The 19433-nt window shown below is 34.1% G+C and carries 19 protein-coding genes; 14 read left to right on the top strand and 5 right to left on the bottom strand.

Annotated elements, in window-relative coordinates; genetic code table 11:
* Positions 1-33: 33 nt before the first annotated feature.
* The gene (locus J3U24_RS02010; protein ID WP_267337498.1) at positions 34-1122 is read right to left on the bottom strand and encodes a glycosyltransferase family 9 protein; all 1089 of its coding nucleotides are present in this window, start codon (positions 1120-1122) and stop codon (positions 34-36) included.
* Positions 1123-1326: 204 nt separating this feature from the next.
* Here J3U24_RS02010 and rfaD point away from each other — a divergent pair, with 204 nt between their 5' ends.
* The 3 genes from rfaD (at position 1327) to tsaB (ending at position 5173) form a co-directional block, all read left to right on the top strand.
* Positions 1327-2253, top strand: a complete 927-nt coding sequence (gene rfaD / locus J3U24_RS02005; RefSeq protein ID WP_267337499.1) for an ADP-glyceromanno-heptose 6-epimerase — start codon at positions 1327-1329, stop codon at positions 2251-2253.
* 314 nt (positions 2254-2567) lie between these two features.
* Entirely contained in the window at positions 2568-4496 is a 1929-nt protein-coding gene (locus tag J3U24_RS02000; RefSeq protein ID WP_220224949.1) for an ATP-dependent DNA helicase, read from the top strand.
* The gene (gene tsaB, locus J3U24_RS01995) at positions 4493-5173 is read left to right on the top strand and encodes a tRNA (adenosine(37)-N6)-threonylcarbamoyltransferase complex dimerization subunit type 1 TsaB (protein WP_267337500.1); all 681 of its coding nucleotides are present in this window, start codon (positions 4493-4495) and stop codon (positions 5171-5173) included. The genes J3U24_RS02000 and tsaB overlap by 4 nt, the downstream gene beginning before the upstream one ends.
* A gap of 46 nt (positions 5174-5219) precedes the next feature.
* On the opposite strand, the gene J3U24_RS01990 is transcribed toward tsaB, so the two are convergent.
* Complete coding sequence (locus J3U24_RS01990) at positions 5220-5486, bottom strand: GrxA family glutaredoxin (protein WP_065562576.1); 267 nt, start codon at positions 5484-5486, stop codon at positions 5220-5222.
* Positions 5487-5765: 279 nt separating this feature from the next.
* Here J3U24_RS01990 and J3U24_RS01985 point away from each other — a divergent pair, with 279 nt between their 5' ends.
* The 4 genes from J3U24_RS01985 to J3U24_RS01970 all read left to right on the top strand — a co-directional run bounded on the left by J3U24_RS01985 (position 5766) and on the right by J3U24_RS01970 (position 8677).
* Positions 5766-6458 (top strand): DUF2884 family protein, encoded by a 693-nt coding sequence (locus J3U24_RS01985; protein WP_267337501.1) that lies wholly within the window; start codon positions 5766-5768, stop codon positions 6456-6458.
* Positions 6459-6521: 63 nt separating this feature from the next.
* The gene (folD, locus tag J3U24_RS01980) at positions 6522-7373 is read left to right on the top strand and encodes a bifunctional methylenetetrahydrofolate dehydrogenase/methenyltetrahydrofolate cyclohydrolase FolD (protein WP_065562574.1); all 852 of its coding nucleotides are present in this window, start codon (positions 6522-6524) and stop codon (positions 7371-7373) included.
* A gap of 67 nt (positions 7374-7440) precedes the next feature.
* The gene (gene ppiB, locus J3U24_RS01975; protein ID WP_065562573.1) at positions 7441-7932 is read left to right on the top strand and encodes a peptidylprolyl isomerase B; all 492 of its coding nucleotides are present in this window, start codon (positions 7441-7443) and stop codon (positions 7930-7932) included.
* Positions 7925-8677 carry a UDP-2,3-diacylglucosamine diphosphatase gene (locus tag J3U24_RS01970; protein ID WP_065562572.1) on the top strand — a complete coding sequence of 251 codons (753 nt, stop codon included), beginning with the start codon at positions 7925-7927 and terminating at the stop codon, positions 8675-8677. Before ppiB ends, J3U24_RS01970 begins: the two co-directional genes overlap by 8 nt.
* Here the strand turns inward: J3U24_RS01970 and modC are convergent.
* The 3 genes from modC to modA are packed head-to-tail and all read right to left on the bottom strand — an operon-like array spanning position 8656 to position 10784.
* On the bottom strand, positions 8656-9336 hold the full coding sequence (gene modC, locus J3U24_RS01965) for a molybdenum ABC transporter ATP-binding protein (protein ID WP_267330196.1): 681 nt from the start codon (positions 9334-9336) through the stop codon (positions 8656-8658). The genes J3U24_RS01970 and modC overlap by 22 nt on opposite strands.
* Before the next feature lie 5 nt (positions 9337-9341).
* On the bottom strand, positions 9342-10031 hold the full coding sequence (gene modB, locus J3U24_RS01960; protein ID WP_065562570.1) for a molybdate ABC transporter permease subunit: 690 nt from the start codon (positions 10029-10031) through the stop codon (positions 9342-9344).
* A gap of 12 nt (positions 10032-10043) precedes the next feature.
* Complete coding sequence (gene modA / locus J3U24_RS01955) at positions 10044-10784, bottom strand: molybdate ABC transporter substrate-binding protein (protein WP_218058406.1); 741 nt, start codon at positions 10782-10784, stop codon at positions 10044-10046.
* Between the two features lie 208 nt (positions 10785-10992).
* Here modA and J3U24_RS01950 point away from each other — a divergent pair, with 208 nt between their 5' ends.
* The 7 genes from J3U24_RS01950 to dgt all read left to right on the top strand — a co-directional run bounded on the left by J3U24_RS01950 (position 10993) and on the right by dgt (position 19242).
* Entirely contained in the window at positions 10993-11769 is a 777-nt protein-coding gene (locus J3U24_RS01950; protein WP_267337502.1) for a TOBE domain-containing protein, read from the top strand.
* A gap of 15 nt (positions 11770-11784) precedes the next feature.
* Complete coding sequence (modF, locus tag J3U24_RS01945) at positions 11785-13245, top strand: molybdate ABC transporter ATP-binding protein ModF (protein WP_267337503.1); 1461 nt, start codon at positions 11785-11787, stop codon at positions 13243-13245.
* Positions 13246-13641: 396 nt separating this feature from the next.
* On the top strand, positions 13642-15645 hold the full coding sequence (uvrB, locus tag J3U24_RS01940) for an excinuclease ABC subunit UvrB (RefSeq protein ID WP_065562566.1): 2004 nt from the start codon (positions 13642-13644) through the stop codon (positions 15643-15645).
* 24 nt (positions 15646-15669) lie between these two features.
* The gene (locus tag J3U24_RS01935; protein ID WP_065562565.1) at positions 15670-16020 is read left to right on the top strand and encodes a RidA family protein; all 351 of its coding nucleotides are present in this window, start codon (positions 15670-15672) and stop codon (positions 16018-16020) included.
* Between the two features lie 152 nt (positions 16021-16172).
* The gene (gene purE / locus J3U24_RS01930) at positions 16173-16673 is read left to right on the top strand and encodes a 5-(carboxyamino)imidazole ribonucleotide mutase (protein ID WP_065562564.1); all 501 of its coding nucleotides are present in this window, start codon (positions 16173-16175) and stop codon (positions 16671-16673) included.
* Positions 16674-16680: 7 nt separating this feature from the next.
* Positions 16681-17739, top strand: coding sequence for a 5-(carboxyamino)imidazole ribonucleotide synthase (purK, locus tag J3U24_RS01925; RefSeq protein ID WP_416380504.1), 1059 nt, complete (start codon positions 16681-16683; stop codon positions 17737-17739).
* Positions 17740-17763: 24 nt separating this feature from the next.
* Positions 17764-19242: a dGTPase gene (dgt, locus tag J3U24_RS01920; RefSeq protein WP_267337505.1), complete on the top strand. Its 1479-nt coding sequence runs from the start codon at positions 17764-17766 to the stop codon at positions 19240-19242.
* Positions 19243-19433: the final 191 nt, after the last annotated feature.

The raw sequence follows: 19433 nt of genomic DNA, 5'->3' as shown, positions 1-19433 counted from the left end.
CATGACAATAATATTTTTTAAGTGAAATCTGATTTAAAGATTTATTGTCAGCTGATCTATATAGTGCTTTAAGTTCATTATATCTAAATTTTGGGCTGAGTTTTCGGGTGCAATGATCTGTATTGCATTTTCATAATTAGGTTTATACACATCGTTATTTTTATATCGGGGATCAAAAGTATCAATCTCAGAACTATAAACACTAATTAAAGGTTTATTATAAGCATTGGCAAGATGTACAATAGAGGTATCAACTGAAATAACAAAATCACAATGTTTAATTAACGACGCAGCATGAAAAAAATGATTGAGTGGATTAATTACTATATTTGGTGATGGATGTAATTTACTGATTTTATCTGGCAAACCAACGACAATGGTTACTATATTGGGGTAACTCGACATAAGATCTATGATATCTTGTGCCTGTTTGCTTGAAAAACTTCGGCGATCTGAGGATGCATAAGGATTAAAAATACAGATTTTTTTAGATAGATAATTAGATAAAAGATCTTCAACTTGTAAATCATATTCATCGGAATAATGAAGATCATATTTGTAATCATTTTCGCTTGTTTGTATATTAATTTTATTTAAAATGTATCTAAATCTTTGACTAAAATGTGCACTAAAATCCGTATAGGTGATGATTGAGTCATATACACGGTAACAATTGGGATAGTTAAAGCCAATAGTATGTTTAGGTTTTATTTTCTTAATGATCTTAAAAATCCAATTGGAATAACTGGTTCTATTGTTTGGATCAATAAATAGATCGCATTCTAAAGATTTTAAAACACGAATCTGTGATTTGGTTAATGGTCTGTCAAGACAAATAACTTGACTGACATAAGGATTAGATTCAAATAAAAAAGCATTGGATTTTTTTGTCAGCACTGTCACTTCAAAACCGTGAGTGGCGAGAATTTTAGGCAGTCCTGATATGATAACAGCATCGCCAAGTCCATTTTTACATGCTTGAATGGTGACTTTATCTATTTTTGATAAATCTAATTGAGACCTTTTCAGCTTAAAGGACAAAATAAAAAGTTTTACATTTTTGAATAAATAATTTCGTTTTCTGTTTAATTTGCTAATTGTATTGATAATTTTTTTAAGCATCGGCTAGGTCTAATTGTTTTGTCTTGATTTTTTTTATTGTACCAAAATTTGTATCAGTAAAACATAACCGTTAATAAGATAAAATGTTTTTTAAATTATGAAAAACAAATAAAGAATATTTAAATCTGATTGAATAAGAACACTCGAAAATAACGATATTATACAATATAATATCTTTATTCATTAATTAAAAAGGTAATTATTATGATTGTTGTGACCGGTGGAGCAGGATTTATTGGTAGTAATATTGTAAGAGGTCTAAATAAAAAAGGATTTAAAGATATCCTTGTTGTTGATGACTTAAAGGATGGGACAAAATTTTCTAATCTTGTTGATCTCGATATTGCCGACTATATGGATAAAGATGATTTTATTGTCGCCATTTTATCCAACGAAAATTTAAATATCGATGTCATTTTTCATCAAGGTGCATGTTCCTCAACGACTGAGTGGGATGGCAAATTTATGATGGAAAACAATTATCAATATTCTAAAGATCTACTACACTACTGTTTAGAACTTGATATACCATTTTTATATGCTTCTTCTGCTGCAACTTATGGTGGTCGTAGCGATAACTTTATCGAAGATAGAGCTTATGAAAAACCGTTGAATGTATATGGGTATTCTAAATTTTTATTTGATCAATACGTAAGACAAGTATTACCAACGGCTGAATCACAAGTATGTGGTTTTCGCTATTTTAATGTTTATGGGCCTCGTGAAACACACAAAGGTAGTATGGCAAGCGTTGCATATCATCTTAATGAACAGCTTCACAAAGGCGAAAAACTTAAATTATTCGCCGGAAGTGATACTTTCAAACGTGATTTTATTTATGTGGAAGATGTGGTTGATGTCAATTTATGGTTTTGGGAAAATAAAGTATCAGGCATTTATAACTGTGGAACCGGCAAAGCAGAATCATTCCAAACAGTTGCCGATGCGGTACTTCACTATCATAAAAAAGGTGAAATTGAGTATATACCTTTCCCTGAACATTTAGAAGGACGTTACCAACGTTTTACGCAAGCTGATTTAACAAAATTCAGAAATTCAGGTTGTCCGATTCAATTCAAATCGGTGACTGAAGGCACTACCGAATACATGAAATGGTTAAATAACCAATAAAGTTCATGCTTTTTGGGCCATAGTATTTTTAATTATTTTAACAACATCCTCCCTTAATAAACCTTTTTATTGTCACAACATTAAGGGAGGGGTTGATGAAGCGATTTTTCTTAAGTTTGTAATATTATCTAGTGCTGCTTGTAAATAATTGTTATAGTATATCGATTATTTAAGTTACTGGTTGTTCAATTCCAATATAATAAATTCATCTCTTTTTTATGAAAATACTATTTTCTTCATATCAAATTATTCCTAAATAATTTTTCAAGTATGAATAAAAAATTGGGCTTATCTTCTAATTAGGTGCATTTTAAGTGATTAATGATTTTGCAGAAAATGGTTTGCTTGCGACAGCTATAGATGGTTTTGTTGCTAGAGAACCACAAAGACATATGGCAAATAAGGTCACTGAAGCAATAAATGCACAAAAGTCATTGGTGGTCGAAGCGGGTACTGGAACGGGTAAAACCTTTGCTTATTTAGTTCCTGCATTACGCAGTGAGAAAAAAGCAATAATCTCGACAGGCTCCAAGAATTTACAAGAACAGTTATATAGTAAAGACTTACCCATTATCAAAAAAGCTTTAAACTATACTGGTAAAATTTCACTTCTTAAAGGTCGAGCCAATTATCTCTGTTTAGAGCGCATGTATCATCAATATGCTGCTGCCGGAGATTTAGATAAGAATTTACGAACTGATCTGGTTCGGGTTAAAAATTGGTCAATCAAAACAAAAGATGGTGACATTAGTAAATGTACAACTGTTACCGAAGATAATCCAATTTGGCCAATTTTAACTAGCACAAATGATAATTGTTTGGGTAGTGATTGTGAACATTACAACGATTGTTATGTGGTTAAAGCTCGTAAAAGAGCCATGAACGCTGATATTGTTGTTGTTAATCATCATCTATTTTTAGCTGATGTTGTTGTGAAAGATACCGGATTTGGTGAATTAATTCCTAAAGCTGATGTGATGATATTTGATGAAGCGCATCAACTTCCTGATCTTGCGTGTCACTATTTTGGTGAGCAGTTAACAAGTCGACAACTGTTCGACTTAGCTAAAGAGATTAATTTGGCTTATCGAACAGAAGTCAAAGATATGTCACAACTCCAGCAGTGTGCTGATAAACTACAAAAATGTACCCAAGATTTGAGATTGTTGATAAGCCAGCAAAATAATAAAGGAAATCTTCGTTATCTATTTAATCAAACCAATATTAAACAAGAATTATCTTATTTATTTGATGCGCTTGATTTTTGCAAAGAAGTTCTGTTATTAGCGATAGGGCGATCCACAACTTTAGATAATTGTTATGATCGAGTTAACCAATACCAGCAATTATTAAAAAAATTGTCCGAAACTCATGTACCAGGTTTTAGTTATTGGTATGAAAGTTCATATAGCTCTTTTCTCTTTGCATTAACTCCATTGTCGGTAACGGAAAAATTTGAGGAATTATTAATCCAGCGTAAAGGTGCCTGGATTTTCACATCAGCAACATTATCAGTTGATAATCAATTAGATTACTTTACCAAACGTTTAGGTTTAACTAATGCAGAATCATTAATTTTAGAAAGCCCATTTGATTATACCAATCAGACTATTTTGTGTGTACCACGTTATATACCATCACCAAATGAAAGGGGCAATGCTGAAAAACTTGTCAATATTTTATTACCGGTTATTGAGGCAAACAAAGGGCGTTGTTTTTTCCTTTGTACATCTTATGCAATGATGAATGCATTAGCTGAACATTTTCGCTTACATACCGAGTTACCGGTTTTAGTTCAAGGTGAAACAAGCAAATCAAAACTTCTTGAACAGTTTATTGAAAGTGGTAATGCACTATTAATCGCAACGAGCAGTTTTTGGGAAGGGATTGATGTTAGGGGAGATACTTTATCTTGTGTTATTATAGATAAATTACCGTTTACCTCACCAGATGATCCCTTAATGAAAGCGAGAATGGAAGATTGCCAAATGCAAGGTGGCGATGCCTTTAATGAAGTGCAATTACCTGAAGCCGTTATTACCTTAAAACAAGGTGTTGGGCGATTAATCCGTCATCATAATGATCGAGGAGCAATTATTATTTGCGATAATAGATTAGTTATGCGACCTTATGGGGCAACGTTTATAAATAGTTTACCACCATCGCCAAGAACCCGAGATGTTAACAAGGTAATCAATTTTTTATTATCTAACAACCAATCAGATAATCTGGAAACCAAATGAGTACTATTTTAGCCATTGATACTTCGACAGAAGCTTGTTCCGTAGCTCTATTTTTTCGAAATGAAATCACTCATGATTTTATGATTTCGGCACGTGATCATACTAAAAAGATCTTACCAATGGTTGATAAAATTTTAAGTCAATCAGGTTGCACGCTTTCACAACTTGATGCTATTGCTTTTGCTCAAGGTCCTGGTAGCTTTACTGGAGTAAGAATAGGTATTGGTGTAGCTCAAGGATTAGCATTAGGAATTGATAAACCGATGATAGGTGTCTCAACTTTGATGACCCTAGCGCAAGGCGCTTATAGGAAAACAGAGGCAAAGAAAGTCATACCTGCGATAGATGCTAGAATGGGCGAAGTCTATTTAGGACAATATGAGTATCAAAACCAAAATTGGCAAACGATCATTCCAGAATGTGTCGTCAAACCTGAAAATGCAATCAATAAAATTCAAAAAAGTCATAATGATTATTACTCAGCAGGTACAGGTTGGCAAACTTATCCTGAAATGTTAACAGGAACTAAGCCTAGTGAAGTATTCTTACCAGAAGCACAAGATTTGGTGGTTATCGCTCATCAAAAATGGTTAAGAAAAGAAGTTGTTAAAGTTGAAGATGTCGAGCCAACTTATTTGCGTAATGAAGTTACATGGCAAAAATTGCCGGGGCGTTAAGATAAACCACCGAAATGGTTTATCTGTATTTGATGTGCAAAAGTATTTAGTCTTGAAATAATCCCAAATTAGCTTTGGCATATGCTTCAAAATCAGTACAGCCACCAATTGGTTTTTCATCAATAAAAATTTGCGGTACGGTTTCAACCGGTTTACCAACACTTTTAGAAAGATCTTCCTTGGTAATACCTTCTGCATTTATATCTACATATCGATATGAAAAATCATCACGTTCTTGAGATAACTTCTCGGCAAGCTCTTTAGCTCGCACACAATATGGACATCCTTGACGTCCAAAAATAACAGCGTACATATTTCACCTCTATGAGTTAAATTGAATAAAATTACTATACTTTAGTTTTGAATAAAAAAAAGTAGATAAATCTAGTTGATATAATAGATTATATCTATTGATATTACATCCGCATAGCGTGTAAGGTATACGTTTTAATCATTTAAATGATTAATTGATTATTTTATAGCTGCTTTTATTAAAAAAAGTTGAGGAACGGGGTTTTTTAATTCTTTAAATTGATGCTAATTTGATATTACTCGCTATAATTTAAATTTCAACCATTAAATGGATGTCAAAATGCTAAAAAAAATAATAGTTATTTTTTCATTAACCTTATCAATAACAGTGTTTGCGGCACAAAAAGAGTGTGCTGTAAAACCCAATTACGATATAGTGATAAATAAAGACAACATCCAAATCGTAAATAAGTCGAATGATTTATCGATCAAGAATGATGGCAAAGTAATACTTAATAAGAAAACAATATCAGCTAGCCCTCAATTACGTAAAAATCTCAATGAGTTTCAAAAAAGTCTAAGATCACAATTACCACAACTAGAACAACAATCATTAGATTTATTATTGGAAGTAAAAGTTGCTTTCGATCTAGCAATAACAAGAAAATTAAGTGATGACCGAGAACTACATGGCGAATTAAATAAATTATATAAACGATTAGTTAAGTTGTTACATCGTTCAATTATTACTGAAAATGGAACAACAAAATTTTATTACCAAAACTTTAATAAATTAAAAAAAGATGGACAAGATATCGGCGAACGTATTTTTTATAATGTTGTGGGGGGAAGTATTTTAGAATTTAACTTTTTTAAAAACTTCGGTGCCATCAAAGATATCTCAAAAAATGAATGGAAAGCTCAAAAACCTAAACTTAAAGCATTCGATTCACATATTTGTTTGGTAATTACTGATATAGACAAACAATATCAACAGATTTTAACAGAACTTAGTCAATCAACCGATAAGTGAATAGACAATAATAAAAACTTTTGCGAGAATACCCCATTCATTGGGTAAAAGAAGTAATCGCTTATGACTGCAAAAATAATTGATGGTAAAGCGTTAGCGCAGCAAATACGTAACGAAATAGCCAAAAAGGTAAAATCACGGACTGAACAAGGTTTATCTGTTCCAGGACTAGCTGTAATACAAGTTGGTTCTGATCCCGCTTCTAAAATTTATGTTAAAAATAAGCAAAAAGCTTGTGACGATGTCGGCTTTGCTTCTTTTGCTTATGATTATCCATCTTCAACCACTGAGGCATTATTAGCGTTGATCGATGAATTAAATCAACGAGCCGATGTTCATGGCATCTTAGTTCAGCTTCCATTACCAGATAACATTGATAAGACAAAAGTGTTAGAGCGTATCGATCCTCGTAAAGATGTTGATGGTTTTCATCCTTATAATATTGGTCATTTATTACAACGCGATCCGATATTACGCCCATGCACGCCGTATGGTGTTGTTAAAATGTTAGAATCAACCGGCATTAATTTATCTGGCTTAAACGCAACAGTTGTAGGCGCATCAAGCATTGTTGGACGTCCTATGGCGTTAGAATTATTGTTATTAGGTTGTACCACAACGATTACTCATAGCAGAACTATTGATCTAGAAAAGCATGTTCGTAATGCTGATATTGTTGTTGCGGGTGTTGGAATCCCTAACTATGTTAAGGGAGAATGGATCAAACCTGGTGCTATCGTAATTGATGTTGGAATTAACCGTTTACCTGATGGCAAACTTGTTGGAGATGTAGAATTCGATATTGCTAGCCAACATGCCGGTTGGATCACACCTGTACCTGGTGGAGTAGGGCCAATGACAGTTGCAATGCTAATGAGTAATACATTAGAGGCATGTGAAAGATTTAGCGAGTAAGTCTAAGATAATAGACAGATTTGTATTATGATTTTTATGAATTAAAAAATGAAAATAAGGACATCTTATGATTATATTTCATACTTCTTTAGGTGATATTAAGATCAATACTTTTGATGATAAAGCTCCTGAAACAGTCAAAAATTTTGTTGAATATTGTAAAGAAGGTTTCTATGACAACACTATATTCCATCGAGTGATTAATAATTTTATGATTCAAGGTGGTGGATTTGAGCCAGGTATGAAACAGAAAAAAACTAAAGCTCCAATCAAAAATGAGGCTGCTAATGGTCTAAAAAATAGTCGTGGTACTTTAGCTATGGCACGTACAAGTGATCCTCATTCCGCGACGGCTCAATTCTTTATTAATGTCGTTGATAATGATTATTTAAATTATCGTTCTTCTGATATTAATGGTTTTGGTTACTGCGTATTTGCAGAAGTTGTGGATGGCATGGATGTTGTCGATAAGATCAAAGCCGTTAAAACTGGCCGTAATGGAATGCATTCTGATGTGCCAGTTGAAGATGTCGTGATTAAGAGTGTAACGGTTGAATAATCCTGTTCGCTTTTTTATCGCAGATATTCACCTCGGTGAAAACGAGCCTGCTGCACATCATTTTGATATTACAGCAGGCTTTTTGTCATTTCTTAAACAATTACCTAATGGCTGTGAACTCTATATTCTAGGGGATTTGTTTGACTATTGGGTGGGGGATGATGTTGATTCAACACTACACAAACAGATTTCGGATGCTTTAAATGAGTTATCCTCAAAGCAAATTAAAAAGTTTTTTGTCCACGGTAATCGTGATTTTCTGATTGGTAAAGACTACGCTAAGCGATGTGATATGACCTTACTAGGCGATATTAATTGTTTAGTCAATCAGGATAAAAATATTGTTTTTTTACATGGCGACCTGCTTTGTATTGATGATCATCAATACCAAAAATTCCGAAAAATCATGCATAAAAAGTGGCTACAAAAGTTATTTTTATTCTTACCATTATTTATTCGATTAAAAATTGCGACGAAATTACGAAAAGAGAGTAGTCAGCATAATCAAATAAAATCAGAAACTATTATGGATGTAAATCCACAAGCAGTAATTGATATGATGATTGAGAATAATGCCAATATAATGGTTCATGGCCATACTCATAAACCTGCAACCCATCATCTAACCATTAATGGTGAATCAGTAACCAGAATAGTATTAGGTGCTTGGCATGATGGTGTTTCATATATAAAACAAGAAGAGAATAGTACTACATTAAAGCTTTATAGCCAGTCTTTCAAATAGTTACTTTGTAATATTTGTTCTGTCGTACCAAAGTCTATTAATTTCCCCTGTTCTAACACGGCTACATGCTGAGCAATACGTTTGACTTCATTAATATTATGCGTGACATAGATAATAGGTATGTTCAAGTCACTCACTAGTTTATTAATATAGCTTAATAACTCCTTTTTACGGGGCATATCTAAAGCGGATAAAGGTTCATCCATCAATAATAATTTGGGGTTGGTTAATAAAGCTCGACCAATGGCAACTCGCTGTTTTTCACCACCTGACAGCATCGCTGGATAACGATCAAGTAGTGAACCAATATTGAGCACATTGACAATATCATCAAATTTTTCTGTATTTAACGATCGTGCCCCATAAGTTAAATTTTTGATTACTTTATAATGAGGAAAAAGTAGTGCATCTTGAAAAACAGTACCAATTTGTCTTTTCTCTGGTGTGACAAAAATATGTTTTTCTGTATCGACTAAACTATCTTGTTTTAAATTGATATAACCATTATCAGGTTTGATTAAACCATTAATAAGGTTGATAAGTGTTGATTTTCCCGAACCAGACACCCCTAAAACAGCAGTCACACCTTGGCAGTTAATTTCATGTTTAAATTCGAAAACAAACGAGGCAAGTTTTTTGCTTACATTGATATTTAACATTATCGCTATCCTGTTAATTTCTTTTTATGCCAACGATTTAGCATCTCTGAAACGAATAAGGCAACTAAAGATAAAATGATCGAAACAATACAAAGTCGTAATGCTCCTGACTCGCCATCTGGGGTTTGTAATAAGGTGTACATTGCTAATGGAAGGGTGCGTGTTTCTCCTTGAATGTTTGATACAAAGGTAATTGTCGCGCCAAATTCACCCAAGCAACGAGCAAAACCGAGCACGACTCCCATTAAAATTCCAGGGAAAGCTAATGGTAGCGTGACAGTCATAAAGACTCGAAATGGTTTAGCACCTAAGGTTCGAGCTACATTTTCTAAACGTGAATCTATCGATTCAATTGCTAATCGAATCGATCGAACCATAAGCGGGAACGCAACCACAGCAGAAGCTAAAGCTGCGCCTTGCCAATTGAAGCTAAAGCTTAAATGAAAATATTTATCTAACCATTCGCCAATAAAGCCATGGCGACCCATTGTTAAGAGTAGAAGATAGCCTAATACTACTGGAGGCAACACTAAAGGCAAATGGACAATGCTATCAAATAGTGATTTACCGATAAATTGACATCTTGCTAAAATCCAAGCTGTCAACACACCTATTGGAAGGCTAAAGACAATTGCTGCTCCTGCTATTTTCAAGCTTAACAGCAATGTTTGCCATTCATACTCAGTTAACATCATCTTGTTTAATTTCTATTCAGTGATAAAACCATATTTTTGGAAAATCTTTTTGGCAGTTTCAGAACTTAAATATTGATAAAATTCTTTTGCTTCAGGTTTAAGTAATGTGATCGGATATTCAATTGGCGTAAATGTCTCAGCGGGAAAGCTACCAATAATTTTCACTTTATCACTCACTTTCGCATCAGTACTGTAAACAATACCTAATGCAGCTTCATTACGCTCAACTAACATTAATGCATCACGAACATTACTTGCTGGCGCCATTTGAGGCAATAATTTATCAAATACGCCTAAATTGGTTAAAGATTCCTTAGCATAAAGCCCTGCAGGTACATGGTCAGGATCACCAACAGCTAACCTTTCTCCTTTTGGTAAAATGGCTTGCCAATCAGTATTTGCATTAATTTCTACCTTTTCTAATTTAGATTGTTTTGGAGCAATCAATACTAATCCATTTTTTAACAAATTCTGTTTATCTGTTGCAACTTTGTGTTCAATAAGATAATTCATCCACTTTTGGTCAGCAGACATAAATATATCAGCAGGTGCCCCTTGTTCAATTTGTTTGGCTAATACAGAAGATGAAGCAAATGAGAAAACAATTTCTGCATCTTTGTAAGAAGTTGCAATATCTTGCATTGCATTAGTAAGTGATGCTGCTGCAAATACCGTAATTTTTTGGGTGGCAGATGTTGTTAAACTGACGAGTAAAGTTACTATAAATAGTGATACACCAATGATTCTACGCATTTTATTCCTCACATTCGTTATATAATGAACTATATAGCGATGCTATCAAAATTTATTAATAAAGTACAATCAAACTTTAAGCAGTACACTATTTTTATTCTTTACGAATATGGCTAAGGACATTTTTTGAAGGAAAAGAAAAAAACGTCTACAATAGATTTACTTTTTTATTGAAAGTAGCTTGTTTATTCAATTAAGGCATAAAGTAATGCTGTCACCAGAAATATTATTAACTTTAAACATAAATCAGCAATTATTTACTGATCCCAGACGAATTGCCTTATTAAAAGCAATTGAACTAACTGGCTCACTAACCCAAGCGGCTAAGAAAGTCGGTATTAGCTATAAAACTGCTTGGGATGCGATAAACGAAATCAATCAGTTATCACCAAAACCTTTTTTAATAACAGCAACGGGTGGTAAAAATGGTGGAGGCACAAAACTTAGCGCTTATGCGATAAGGTTTATTCAGCTTTATGATCTCTTAACTCAACTCCAATATAATGCTTTTAATATTCTAAATGACGACAATATTCCTCTTGATGATATATTAAAAATAACTGCTAAATTATCATTACAGACTAGCGCCCGTAATCAAATCTATGGCAATGTTTCGAGCATTGAAACTAACAATATAGCTGGGTTTGTAAAAGTAAAATTAAATGATAACCAAACTGAATTAAAAGCTTATATAACTCAACAAAGTATTGCGCGTTTAAAATTGAATATTGATAAAACTGTTCTTTTATTGATTAAAGCACCTTTGATTGAATTGAATGATTTAAATGAAAATCAATTAAGAGTTAAAGTTGAAAAAATAGTAAGCGATGGTCAATTATCTGAGATCTCATTTTCATTACCTTCCGGTATGATGCTTTATGCTAATAAATCAACCAGTGAAATTAATCATCTAAAATTAACCGAAGGCCAAAAAACTACCATATCCATCCATCCCCAGAACATCATTGTTGCCACATTAGTCTAGCAGTTTGAGGTATTTATGTTACAAATTGAAAATGCAGTATATAAAATAAGTGATTTCAACGTTTTTAAAATTGAATCATTGACTATCAATAGTGGTGACATTGTCGCTTTTGTAGGTCGAAATGGCTCGGGCAAGTCGGTATTGGCTAAAGCATTAGCTGGTAATCAACCGTTATTGTCGGGTAAAGTTATCAATCAATTTAAATCAATAGCGCATATCTCATTTGAGCAACTTCAAAAAATAATAGATGATGAATGGAAACGCAATAATACCGATATGCTTAGTGACAACGAAGATGATACTGGATTAACTACAGCAGAAATTATTCAAGAAGTTAATCAAGATGCCGAACTTTGCGAACATTTAGCCCGACAATTTGGTATTGAACATCTGTTAGATCGTCGCTTTAAATATCTCTCAACCGGTGAAACACGCAAAACATTGATATGTCGCACATTAATGAGCCGACCGGAACTGCTAATTTTAGATGAACCGTTTGATGGTTTAGATGTTGCATCTCGAGCAAACCTAGCTGAAAAACTTAAACAACTCGCTGAAAAAAATATTACGATTGTAATGGTGTTGAATCGTTTTAATGAAATCCCAATATTTGTAAAAAATATTGGAATACTTGCTAACTGTCAGCTATTGAAATTTGGATCCAAAGACACCATATTAAATGACGTAGCCATCAAGCAACTTGCGAATTTAGAACAGCTATCAAACTTTACTTTACCCGAACCGGATGAAACACCCATTCAACTACCCGATACATTAGACCGCATTATATTAAATAATGGTCATGTTCAATATGATGGAAAGGCAATTATTAATGGACTTAGTTGGTTGGTAAAAGCCAATGAAAATTGGCAGATCATTGGTCCAAATGGCGCAGGTAAATCGACATTATTAAGCCTAATAACTGGCGATCATCCTCAAGGTTATAGTAATGATTTGACGCTATTTGAGCGAAAACGAGGGTCTGGCGAAACAATATGGGATATTAAACGTCATATTGGTTATGTCAGTAGTAGTTTTCATCTTGACTATCGAGTTAGCTTGAGTGTGGAAAATGTATTGGTATCGGGGTACTTTGATTCAATTGGGGTCTACCAAGCGATTAGTGATAAACAAGCAAAGTTAGTTAAGCAATGGTTACAATTACTAGATTTGACTGGTTTAGCCGATAAACCCTTTCAATCATTATCTTGGGGACAACAGCGATTAGTATTGATAGCGAGAGCTTTAGTGAAACATCCAACATTACTTATCTTAGATGAACCGCTACAAGGACTGGATCATCTAAATAGAGAACTAGTAAAAAATTGGATTGATAATTTAATCGATAAAGGTCGTACACAATTATTGTTTGTTTCACATCATGCAGAAGATGCACCAAAATGCATCACTCATCGATTAACTTTTGTGCCAAATGATACTGTTGGCTATCAATATAAAATTGAGCGTATCAAATAATGGATTAGTTATAGACTATTAAAATAAGACTTAAAAATAGAAATAATCAATAAAAAAACTTTTTTTTAGTGGCGTTTTTTTAAGCTAAAAATTCAAAAAAGTCTATATTGATTATACTTAGCAAGTTATCCCCGTTGCCTGTGGATAAGTCTGTGAATAGTTAATTGAAAAGTGTGCTAACTTCAATGTCTATCAGGTTTTTATTTAATTTGATTACAACTTAGCCATGATTTTAATAATTATTATTAATCATAACGTTACGATAAATCAAGGTATAGTTTTAATAATGTCTTAACAAACTTTTAACTTAACTGAACAAAAAATATAACATTTTTAAAGGTCAAGTGTTTTTGGGGATAATTTTTATTAATAGGTGAAATTTTAGGTTGCGATGTAATGAGAAAATTTAAATTATGTTCTGATTTTAAACCAGCAGGTGATCAGCCGGTAGCAATTGATCGTATAAATCAAAATCTTGATGATGGAATTGCGCATCAAACATTATTAGGAGTAACAGGATCTGGTAAAACTTTTACCATGGCTAATGTTATTGCAAAGCATAATCGCCCAACAATTATTTTAGCGCCTAATAAGACTTTGGCTGCTCAACTATATGGTGAAATGAAAGCGTTCTTTCCAGATAATGCGGTGGAATATTTCGTCTCTTATTATGATTATTATCAGCCAGAATCTTATGTTCCTTCTACAGACACATTTATAGAGAAAGATGCATCGATTAACGAGCACATTGAACAAATGAGACTATCGGCAACCAAATCATTATTAGAACGCCGTGATGTTGTTATTGTTGCTTCGGTATCGGCTATTTATGGTTTAGGTGCACCTGAAACTTACATGTCAATGATATTACATTTGGCAAGAGGGACGATTACTGACCAACGCGCAGTATTAACGCGCTTAGCAGAATTACAATATACACGTAATGAAATTGGCTTTAGTCGCGGTACTTTTCGTGTTCGTGGCGATGTGATTGATATATTTCCAGCTGATTCAGATGAACATGCAGTGCGTGTTGAGCTTTTTGATGATGAAGTTGAAAGAATAGTCATATTTGATCCATTAACAGGTAATGCAATTAATGAAGTACCACGTATTACTATTTATCCAAAAACACACTATGTCACACCAAGAAACATCATGGATGACGCGATTGTTGAAATTAAGCAAGAGCTTCAAGAACGCCAAAGAGTATTGTTGGACAATAATCGTCTACTAGAAGAGCAACGATTAACTCAACGCACACTATTTGATATTGAGATGATGACAGAGCTTGGTTATTGTTCTGGGATAGAAAACTATTCTCGTTATTTAGCAGGACGAAATGCCGGCGATCCGCCAGCAACACTATTTGATTATTTACCTGCTGATGGCTTATTGTTTATTGATGAATCGCATGTAGCAATCCCACAATTGGGTGCAATGTATAATGGTGATAGATCGCGAAAACTTAATCTGGTTGAATACGGTTTTCGATTACCTTCGGCTTTAGATAATAGACCATTAAAATTTACAGAATTTGAAAATATCATGCCACAAACAATTTATGTTTCGGCAACACCTGCTAAATATGAAATTGAAAAATCAGCAGGTGAAATCATCGAACAAGTGGTAAGACCTACAGGATTATTAGATCCAATCATCGAAGTTAGGCCTGTGGCTACTCAAGTTGATGATCTTTTGTCTGAAATTAAATTACGCATAAACCAAGACGAACGCGTTCTTGTGACCACATTGACTAAGCGAATGGCTGAGAATTTGACAGACTATTTATCAGAACATAATGTCAATGTTAAATATTTGCATTCTGATATCAACACTGTTGAACGAATGGAAATTATTCGCGACTTGCGTTTAGGTAAGATTGATGTATTAGTTGGTATTAACTTACTTCGAGAAGGATTAGATATCCCAGAAGTATCATTAGTCGCAATTTTAGATGCTGACCGAGAAGGATTTCTACGTTCAGAAAGCTCATTAATTCAGACTGTGGGACGCGCAGCTCGAAATGTTAATGGTAAAGCAATATTATATGCTGATAAAATTACGCCAGCAATGCAACTCACTATTGATGAAACTGCAAGGCGTCGTAAAAAACAGGAAGATTTCAATCAGGAACATGGAATTACACCAAAATCAGTGCGTAAAGAAATCAAAGATATCTTAGATGCAGGTTTAAGCACTAAAAAATCAACGGCTAAAATTCAAGCATTTGAACAAGGTGGTCAGTATAATTATGTTTCAATAAAAGAAGTTCAGGCAAGAGTTAAAGAACTTGAAGCCATGATGTACGAAGCTGCTCAGAATCTTGAATTTGAAAAAGCAGGTGTATTACGTGATGAGATTAAAAAATTGCGTTCGGATTTTATAAAGGTATCTTAATAATTAGTCTTTAAGGAAAATATAATGACAATAACACGAATAGATCCTGCAGAAAGGTGGTCGGAAGCCGTAATTCATAACAATGTAATTTACTATACTAGTGTACCAACTGATTTGAGTGATGATGCTTATATACAAACTAAAAGTGCATTAGCTGAAATAGATCACATCTTGGCTAGAGCAAATAGTGATAAAACTCGCATTCTTGATGCGACACTATTTTTAGTAAATAAAAACGATTTCTCTGCCATGAACAAAGCATGGGACGAATGGGTAGCAAAAGGAAAAGCGCCTGTTCGTTGTACCGTTCATGCAGGGTTAATGAAAAAAGAGTATTTAATTGAAATAAAAATTGTTGCGGCAGTGAGTCCGTAATATACAGATAATTATCCGTCATAATCTTGGCGGATATTCTCAATCTGATAATTTAACTTATTGATAATCAACCTTACTTCTTGCTAGCCCATTCATTTAATTTTAGTGTATACTTTGAACACTTAATATTTTATATCTTCCTATAAACGTTTATGCATACTCAACCTAAAATTGCCATTGTAATGGGCTCGAAAAGTGATTGGAGTACCATGCAACATGCTGCGGATATCTTAGATACTTTAACCATTGCTTATCATGTCGAAATTGTTTCTGCACACCGAACACCCGATAAATTGTTTGAATTTGCGCAAAATGCCAAATCACGAGGTTTTGATGTGATCATAGCTGGAGCAGGTGGGGCTGCGCATTTACCTGGTATGTTAGCGGCGAAAACACTAGTACCAGTGTTAGGTGTTCCAGTACAAAGTGCAGCGCTTAGTGGTATTGATAGCCTTTATTCTATCGTACAAATGCCTAAAGGTATTCCTGTTGGTACTTTAGCTATAGGTAAAGCTGGAGCGGCAAATGCAGCTTTATTAGCTGCACAAATTCTGGCATTGCATAACCCAGAGATCTATCTACGTTTATCAAATTGGCGATTGAGTCAAACTGATGAAGTTTTGAATAATCCTGATCCGAGAGTCGATATTTAATATGACAATGCAATCTGTTTGTGTTTTAGGAAATGGCCAGCTAGGACGAATGCTTAGACAAGCTGGTGAACCTTTAGGAATCCATGTCTATCCAGTTGGCTTGGATGTTGATCCTGCAACCATCCCTTACCAAAGTTCAGTCATTACTGCTGAAATTGAGCGTTGGCCCGAAACAACGTTTACTCAACTCTTAGCGAGCCACCCCCACTTCATTAATCGAGATGTATTTCCAATAATAGCAGATCGTTTAAGTCAAAAGCAGTTACTTGATGAGCTTAATTTACCTACGGCTAAATGGTACCCGCTTAATAATGAAAATGATTGGCCGAATTTATTTAAAAATTTGGGTGATTTATTAATCGTAAAACGTCGAACAGGTGGCTATGATGGTCGAGGCCAATGGCGCATAACTGCTCACGATTCGATTCCAGACGATGTGTATCAACATGCTATTGTTGAACAAGCCATTCCTTTTGAAGAAGAGCTATCACTAGTTGGTGCCAGAAATGCCAAAGGTGAAACTGTCTTTTATCCATTAACAAATAATTTCCATCAAGATGGCATTTTAAAAATGAGTGTTGCCATTCCTAGTAAAAATAATACATTGCAGAATAAAGCTGAACAGATGCTTTCAAGCATCATGCATAAACTCAATTATGTAGGCGTTATGGCGATGGAATGTTTTGTTATTGGGGATAACTTACTAATTAATGAATTAGCGCCAAGAGTACATAATAGCGGGCATTGGACCCAAAATGGGGCATCTATTAGCCAATTCGAATTACACTTAAGGGCAATTTTAGGACTACCAATGCCTAAACCGGATGTTTTTTGCCCATCGGTACTGGTGAATTTGATTGGAACAGATTTTAATCTCAAATGGTTATCAGTTGATTTAGCGCATCTACACTGGTATGAAAAAGAAGTAAGAACAGGGCGAAAAGTTGGACACATCAACCTAACTCATAACTATAGCCCAAAATTAATTGAAGCATTAAACCAATTATCCTTTTTATTACCAGCGGAATATAGTCAACCAATAGCGTGGGCAAAACAAAAATTATAGCTGATTAAATCAAGGGACTGCGATATGATCGACTTTAGTAAAAAAATTAATTATCAACGATATGCAAGTAAACCGCGTGAAGCATTTGATGATTACTCGGTTTTACGCTTTTTCGAAAGTGATCGTGGTCGCATCCTTAATTCTGCTGCCATTAGGCGTTTACAACAAAAAACACAAGTATTTCCGTTAGAGCGTAATTCTGTCGTTCGAACACGCCTTACTCATTCAATGGAAGTACAACAAGTTGGTCGTTATATTGTAAAAGAGATTATTTATCGACTTAATAAATCTGGACAATTAAAAGCTTTTGGCCTTGAAAATTCAGTTATGTCAATTGAAAGCCTAGTTGAAATGGCTTGCTTAATGCATGATATAGGTAATCCACCATTTGGTCACTTTGGTGAAGCGGCAATCAATCATTGGTTTGGTATGCGTTTAGGTATAGATAAAACGTCATGCTACTCAGTGCTTAATATTCAGGATACTGATGATAAATCAACTCAATCATTAAAAATAAAAATACGCCAAGATCTCTCTAATTTTGAGGGTAATGCACAAGCGATTCGATTAGTTCATACGATTTTACGACTCAATTTAACTTACTCGCAAATTGCGTCAATTCTTAAATATTCGAAACCAGCTTATTGGTCTGATCCTATACCTGATGAATTTAATTACTTAATGAAAAAACCCGGGTATTATCTATCTGAAGAGTCTTTTATTAAAACACTTTCGGAACAACTTGATATCCAACCTTTCCATCGTTATCCGCTCACTTATATTATGGAAGCAGCAGATGATATTTCCTACTGTATCGCCGATCTTGAAGATGCTGTAGAAAAGAAAATTTTAACTGTTCAGCAGCTTTATCATTATTTAAAAGAAGCATGGGGACCCGTTAAAAAAGGTGACTTATTTGATGACGTTGTGAATCGCCCTTATGAAAATTTGAAAAAGAATGAATTTGAAGCGATAGGTATCGACCAGTTTTTTATGTATCTGCGCGTAAATACCATTGGTCAACTCGTACCTCATGCAGCTGAACGATTTATCGAAAACATCGAAGCAATTTATCATGGTTCCTTTAATCATGCTCTACTTGAAGATCATGGTGCGGAATATAAATTACTTAGTATCTTCAAAACAGTTGGCTTTGAACACATCTTTAACCATGAAACGGTTGAAAATATCGAACTGCAAGGTTACCGAATCATTACTGGATTGCTAGAGATCTACAGCCCACTTTTAGCTATGCCTACTGATGATTTTATAAAATTAGTCAAAACAGGTAATCACAAAAAATATCCTATCGAAACTCGGTTGTATCACAAACTATCAGCAAAACATTGCGTAGCTTATCAACAAGCACTTGAGCAGATAGACAATCAACACTTTGATTGTTGGGAATTTTACTATCGTTGTCGCTTAATTCAGGATTATATCAGCGGTATGACCGACCATTTTGCTTATGATGAATATCGAAAATTAATGGTAACATTCTAATTTGGCACATTTGTAACAGCACCAAAAATAAGCACAAGCACCATATTAGTGCGACAATGAGGCTATTTTTAGCGTCAAAAACCCCGTTCCTCAACTTTTTTTTAAATAGCAACTAATAACCTTTACTCATTTTAAGTATTTCACAATATTAATCATCCTCTTTTTAATTTTTGGCACGCCCTTTGCATTAA

Source organism: Gilliamella sp. B2785, from assembly GCF_026537005.1.
Taxonomy (GTDB): Bacteria; Pseudomonadota; Gammaproteobacteria; order Enterobacterales; family Orbaceae; genus Gilliamella; species Gilliamella apicola_E.
Note: the sequence above shows the minus strand (reverse complement) of the source record. Positions and strands in the feature narration are given on the sequence as shown.

Bases quoted from the DNA above. Each gene is read 5' to 3' on its own strand.
- rfaD (WP_267337499.1), top strand. From the start codon at position 1,327: ATGATTGTTGTGACCGGTGGAGCAGGATTTATTGGTAGTAATATTGTA.
- J3U24_RS01985 (WP_267337501.1), top strand. From the start codon at position 5,766: ATGCTAAAAAAAATAATAGTTATTTTTTCATTAACCTTATCAATAACA.
- modB (WP_065562570.1), bottom strand. From the start codon at position 10,031: ATGATGTTAACTGAGTATGAATGGCAAACATTGCTGTTAAGCTTGAAA.
- modC (WP_267330196.1), bottom strand. From the start codon at position 9,336: ATGTTAAATATCAATGTAAGCAAAAAACTTGCCTCGTTTGTTTTCGAA.
- modF (WP_267337503.1), top strand. From the start codon at position 11,785: ATGTTACAAATTGAAAATGCAGTATATAAAATAAGTGATTTCAACGTT.
- purK (WP_416380504.1), top strand. From the start codon at position 16,681: ATGCAATCTGTTTGTGTTTTAGGAAATGGCCAGCTAGGACGAATGCTT.
- folD (WP_065562574.1), top strand. From the start codon at position 6,522: ATGACTGCAAAAATAATTGATGGTAAAGCGTTAGCGCAGCAAATACGT.
- ppiB (WP_065562573.1), top strand. From the start codon at position 7,441: ATGATTATATTTCATACTTCTTTAGGTGATATTAAGATCAATACTTTT.
- J3U24_RS01990 (WP_065562576.1), bottom strand. From the start codon at position 5,486: ATGTACGCTGTTATTTTTGGACGTCAAGGATGTCCATATTGTGTGCGA.
- J3U24_RS01935 (WP_065562565.1), top strand. From the start codon at position 15,670: ATGACAATAACACGAATAGATCCTGCAGAAAGGTGGTCGGAAGCCGTA.
- modA (WP_218058406.1), bottom strand. From the start codon at position 10,784: ATGCGTAGAATCATTGGTGTATCACTATTTATAGTAACTTTACTCGTC.
- tsaB (WP_267337500.1), top strand. From the start codon at position 4,493: ATGAGTACTATTTTAGCCATTGATACTTCGACAGAAGCTTGTTCCGTA.
- dgt (WP_267337505.1), top strand. From the start codon at position 17,764: ATGATCGACTTTAGTAAAAAAATTAATTATCAACGATATGCAAGTAAA.
- purE (WP_065562564.1), top strand. From the start codon at position 16,173: ATGCATACTCAACCTAAAATTGCCATTGTAATGGGCTCGAAAAGTGAT.
- uvrB (WP_065562566.1), top strand. From the start codon at position 13,642: ATGAGAAAATTTAAATTATGTTCTGATTTTAAACCAGCAGGTGATCAG.
- J3U24_RS01950 (WP_267337502.1), top strand. From the start codon at position 10,993: ATGCTGTCACCAGAAATATTATTAACTTTAAACATAAATCAGCAATTA.
- J3U24_RS02010 (WP_267337498.1), bottom strand. From the start codon at position 1,122: ATGCTTAAAAAAATTATCAATACAATTAGCAAATTAAACAGAAAACGA.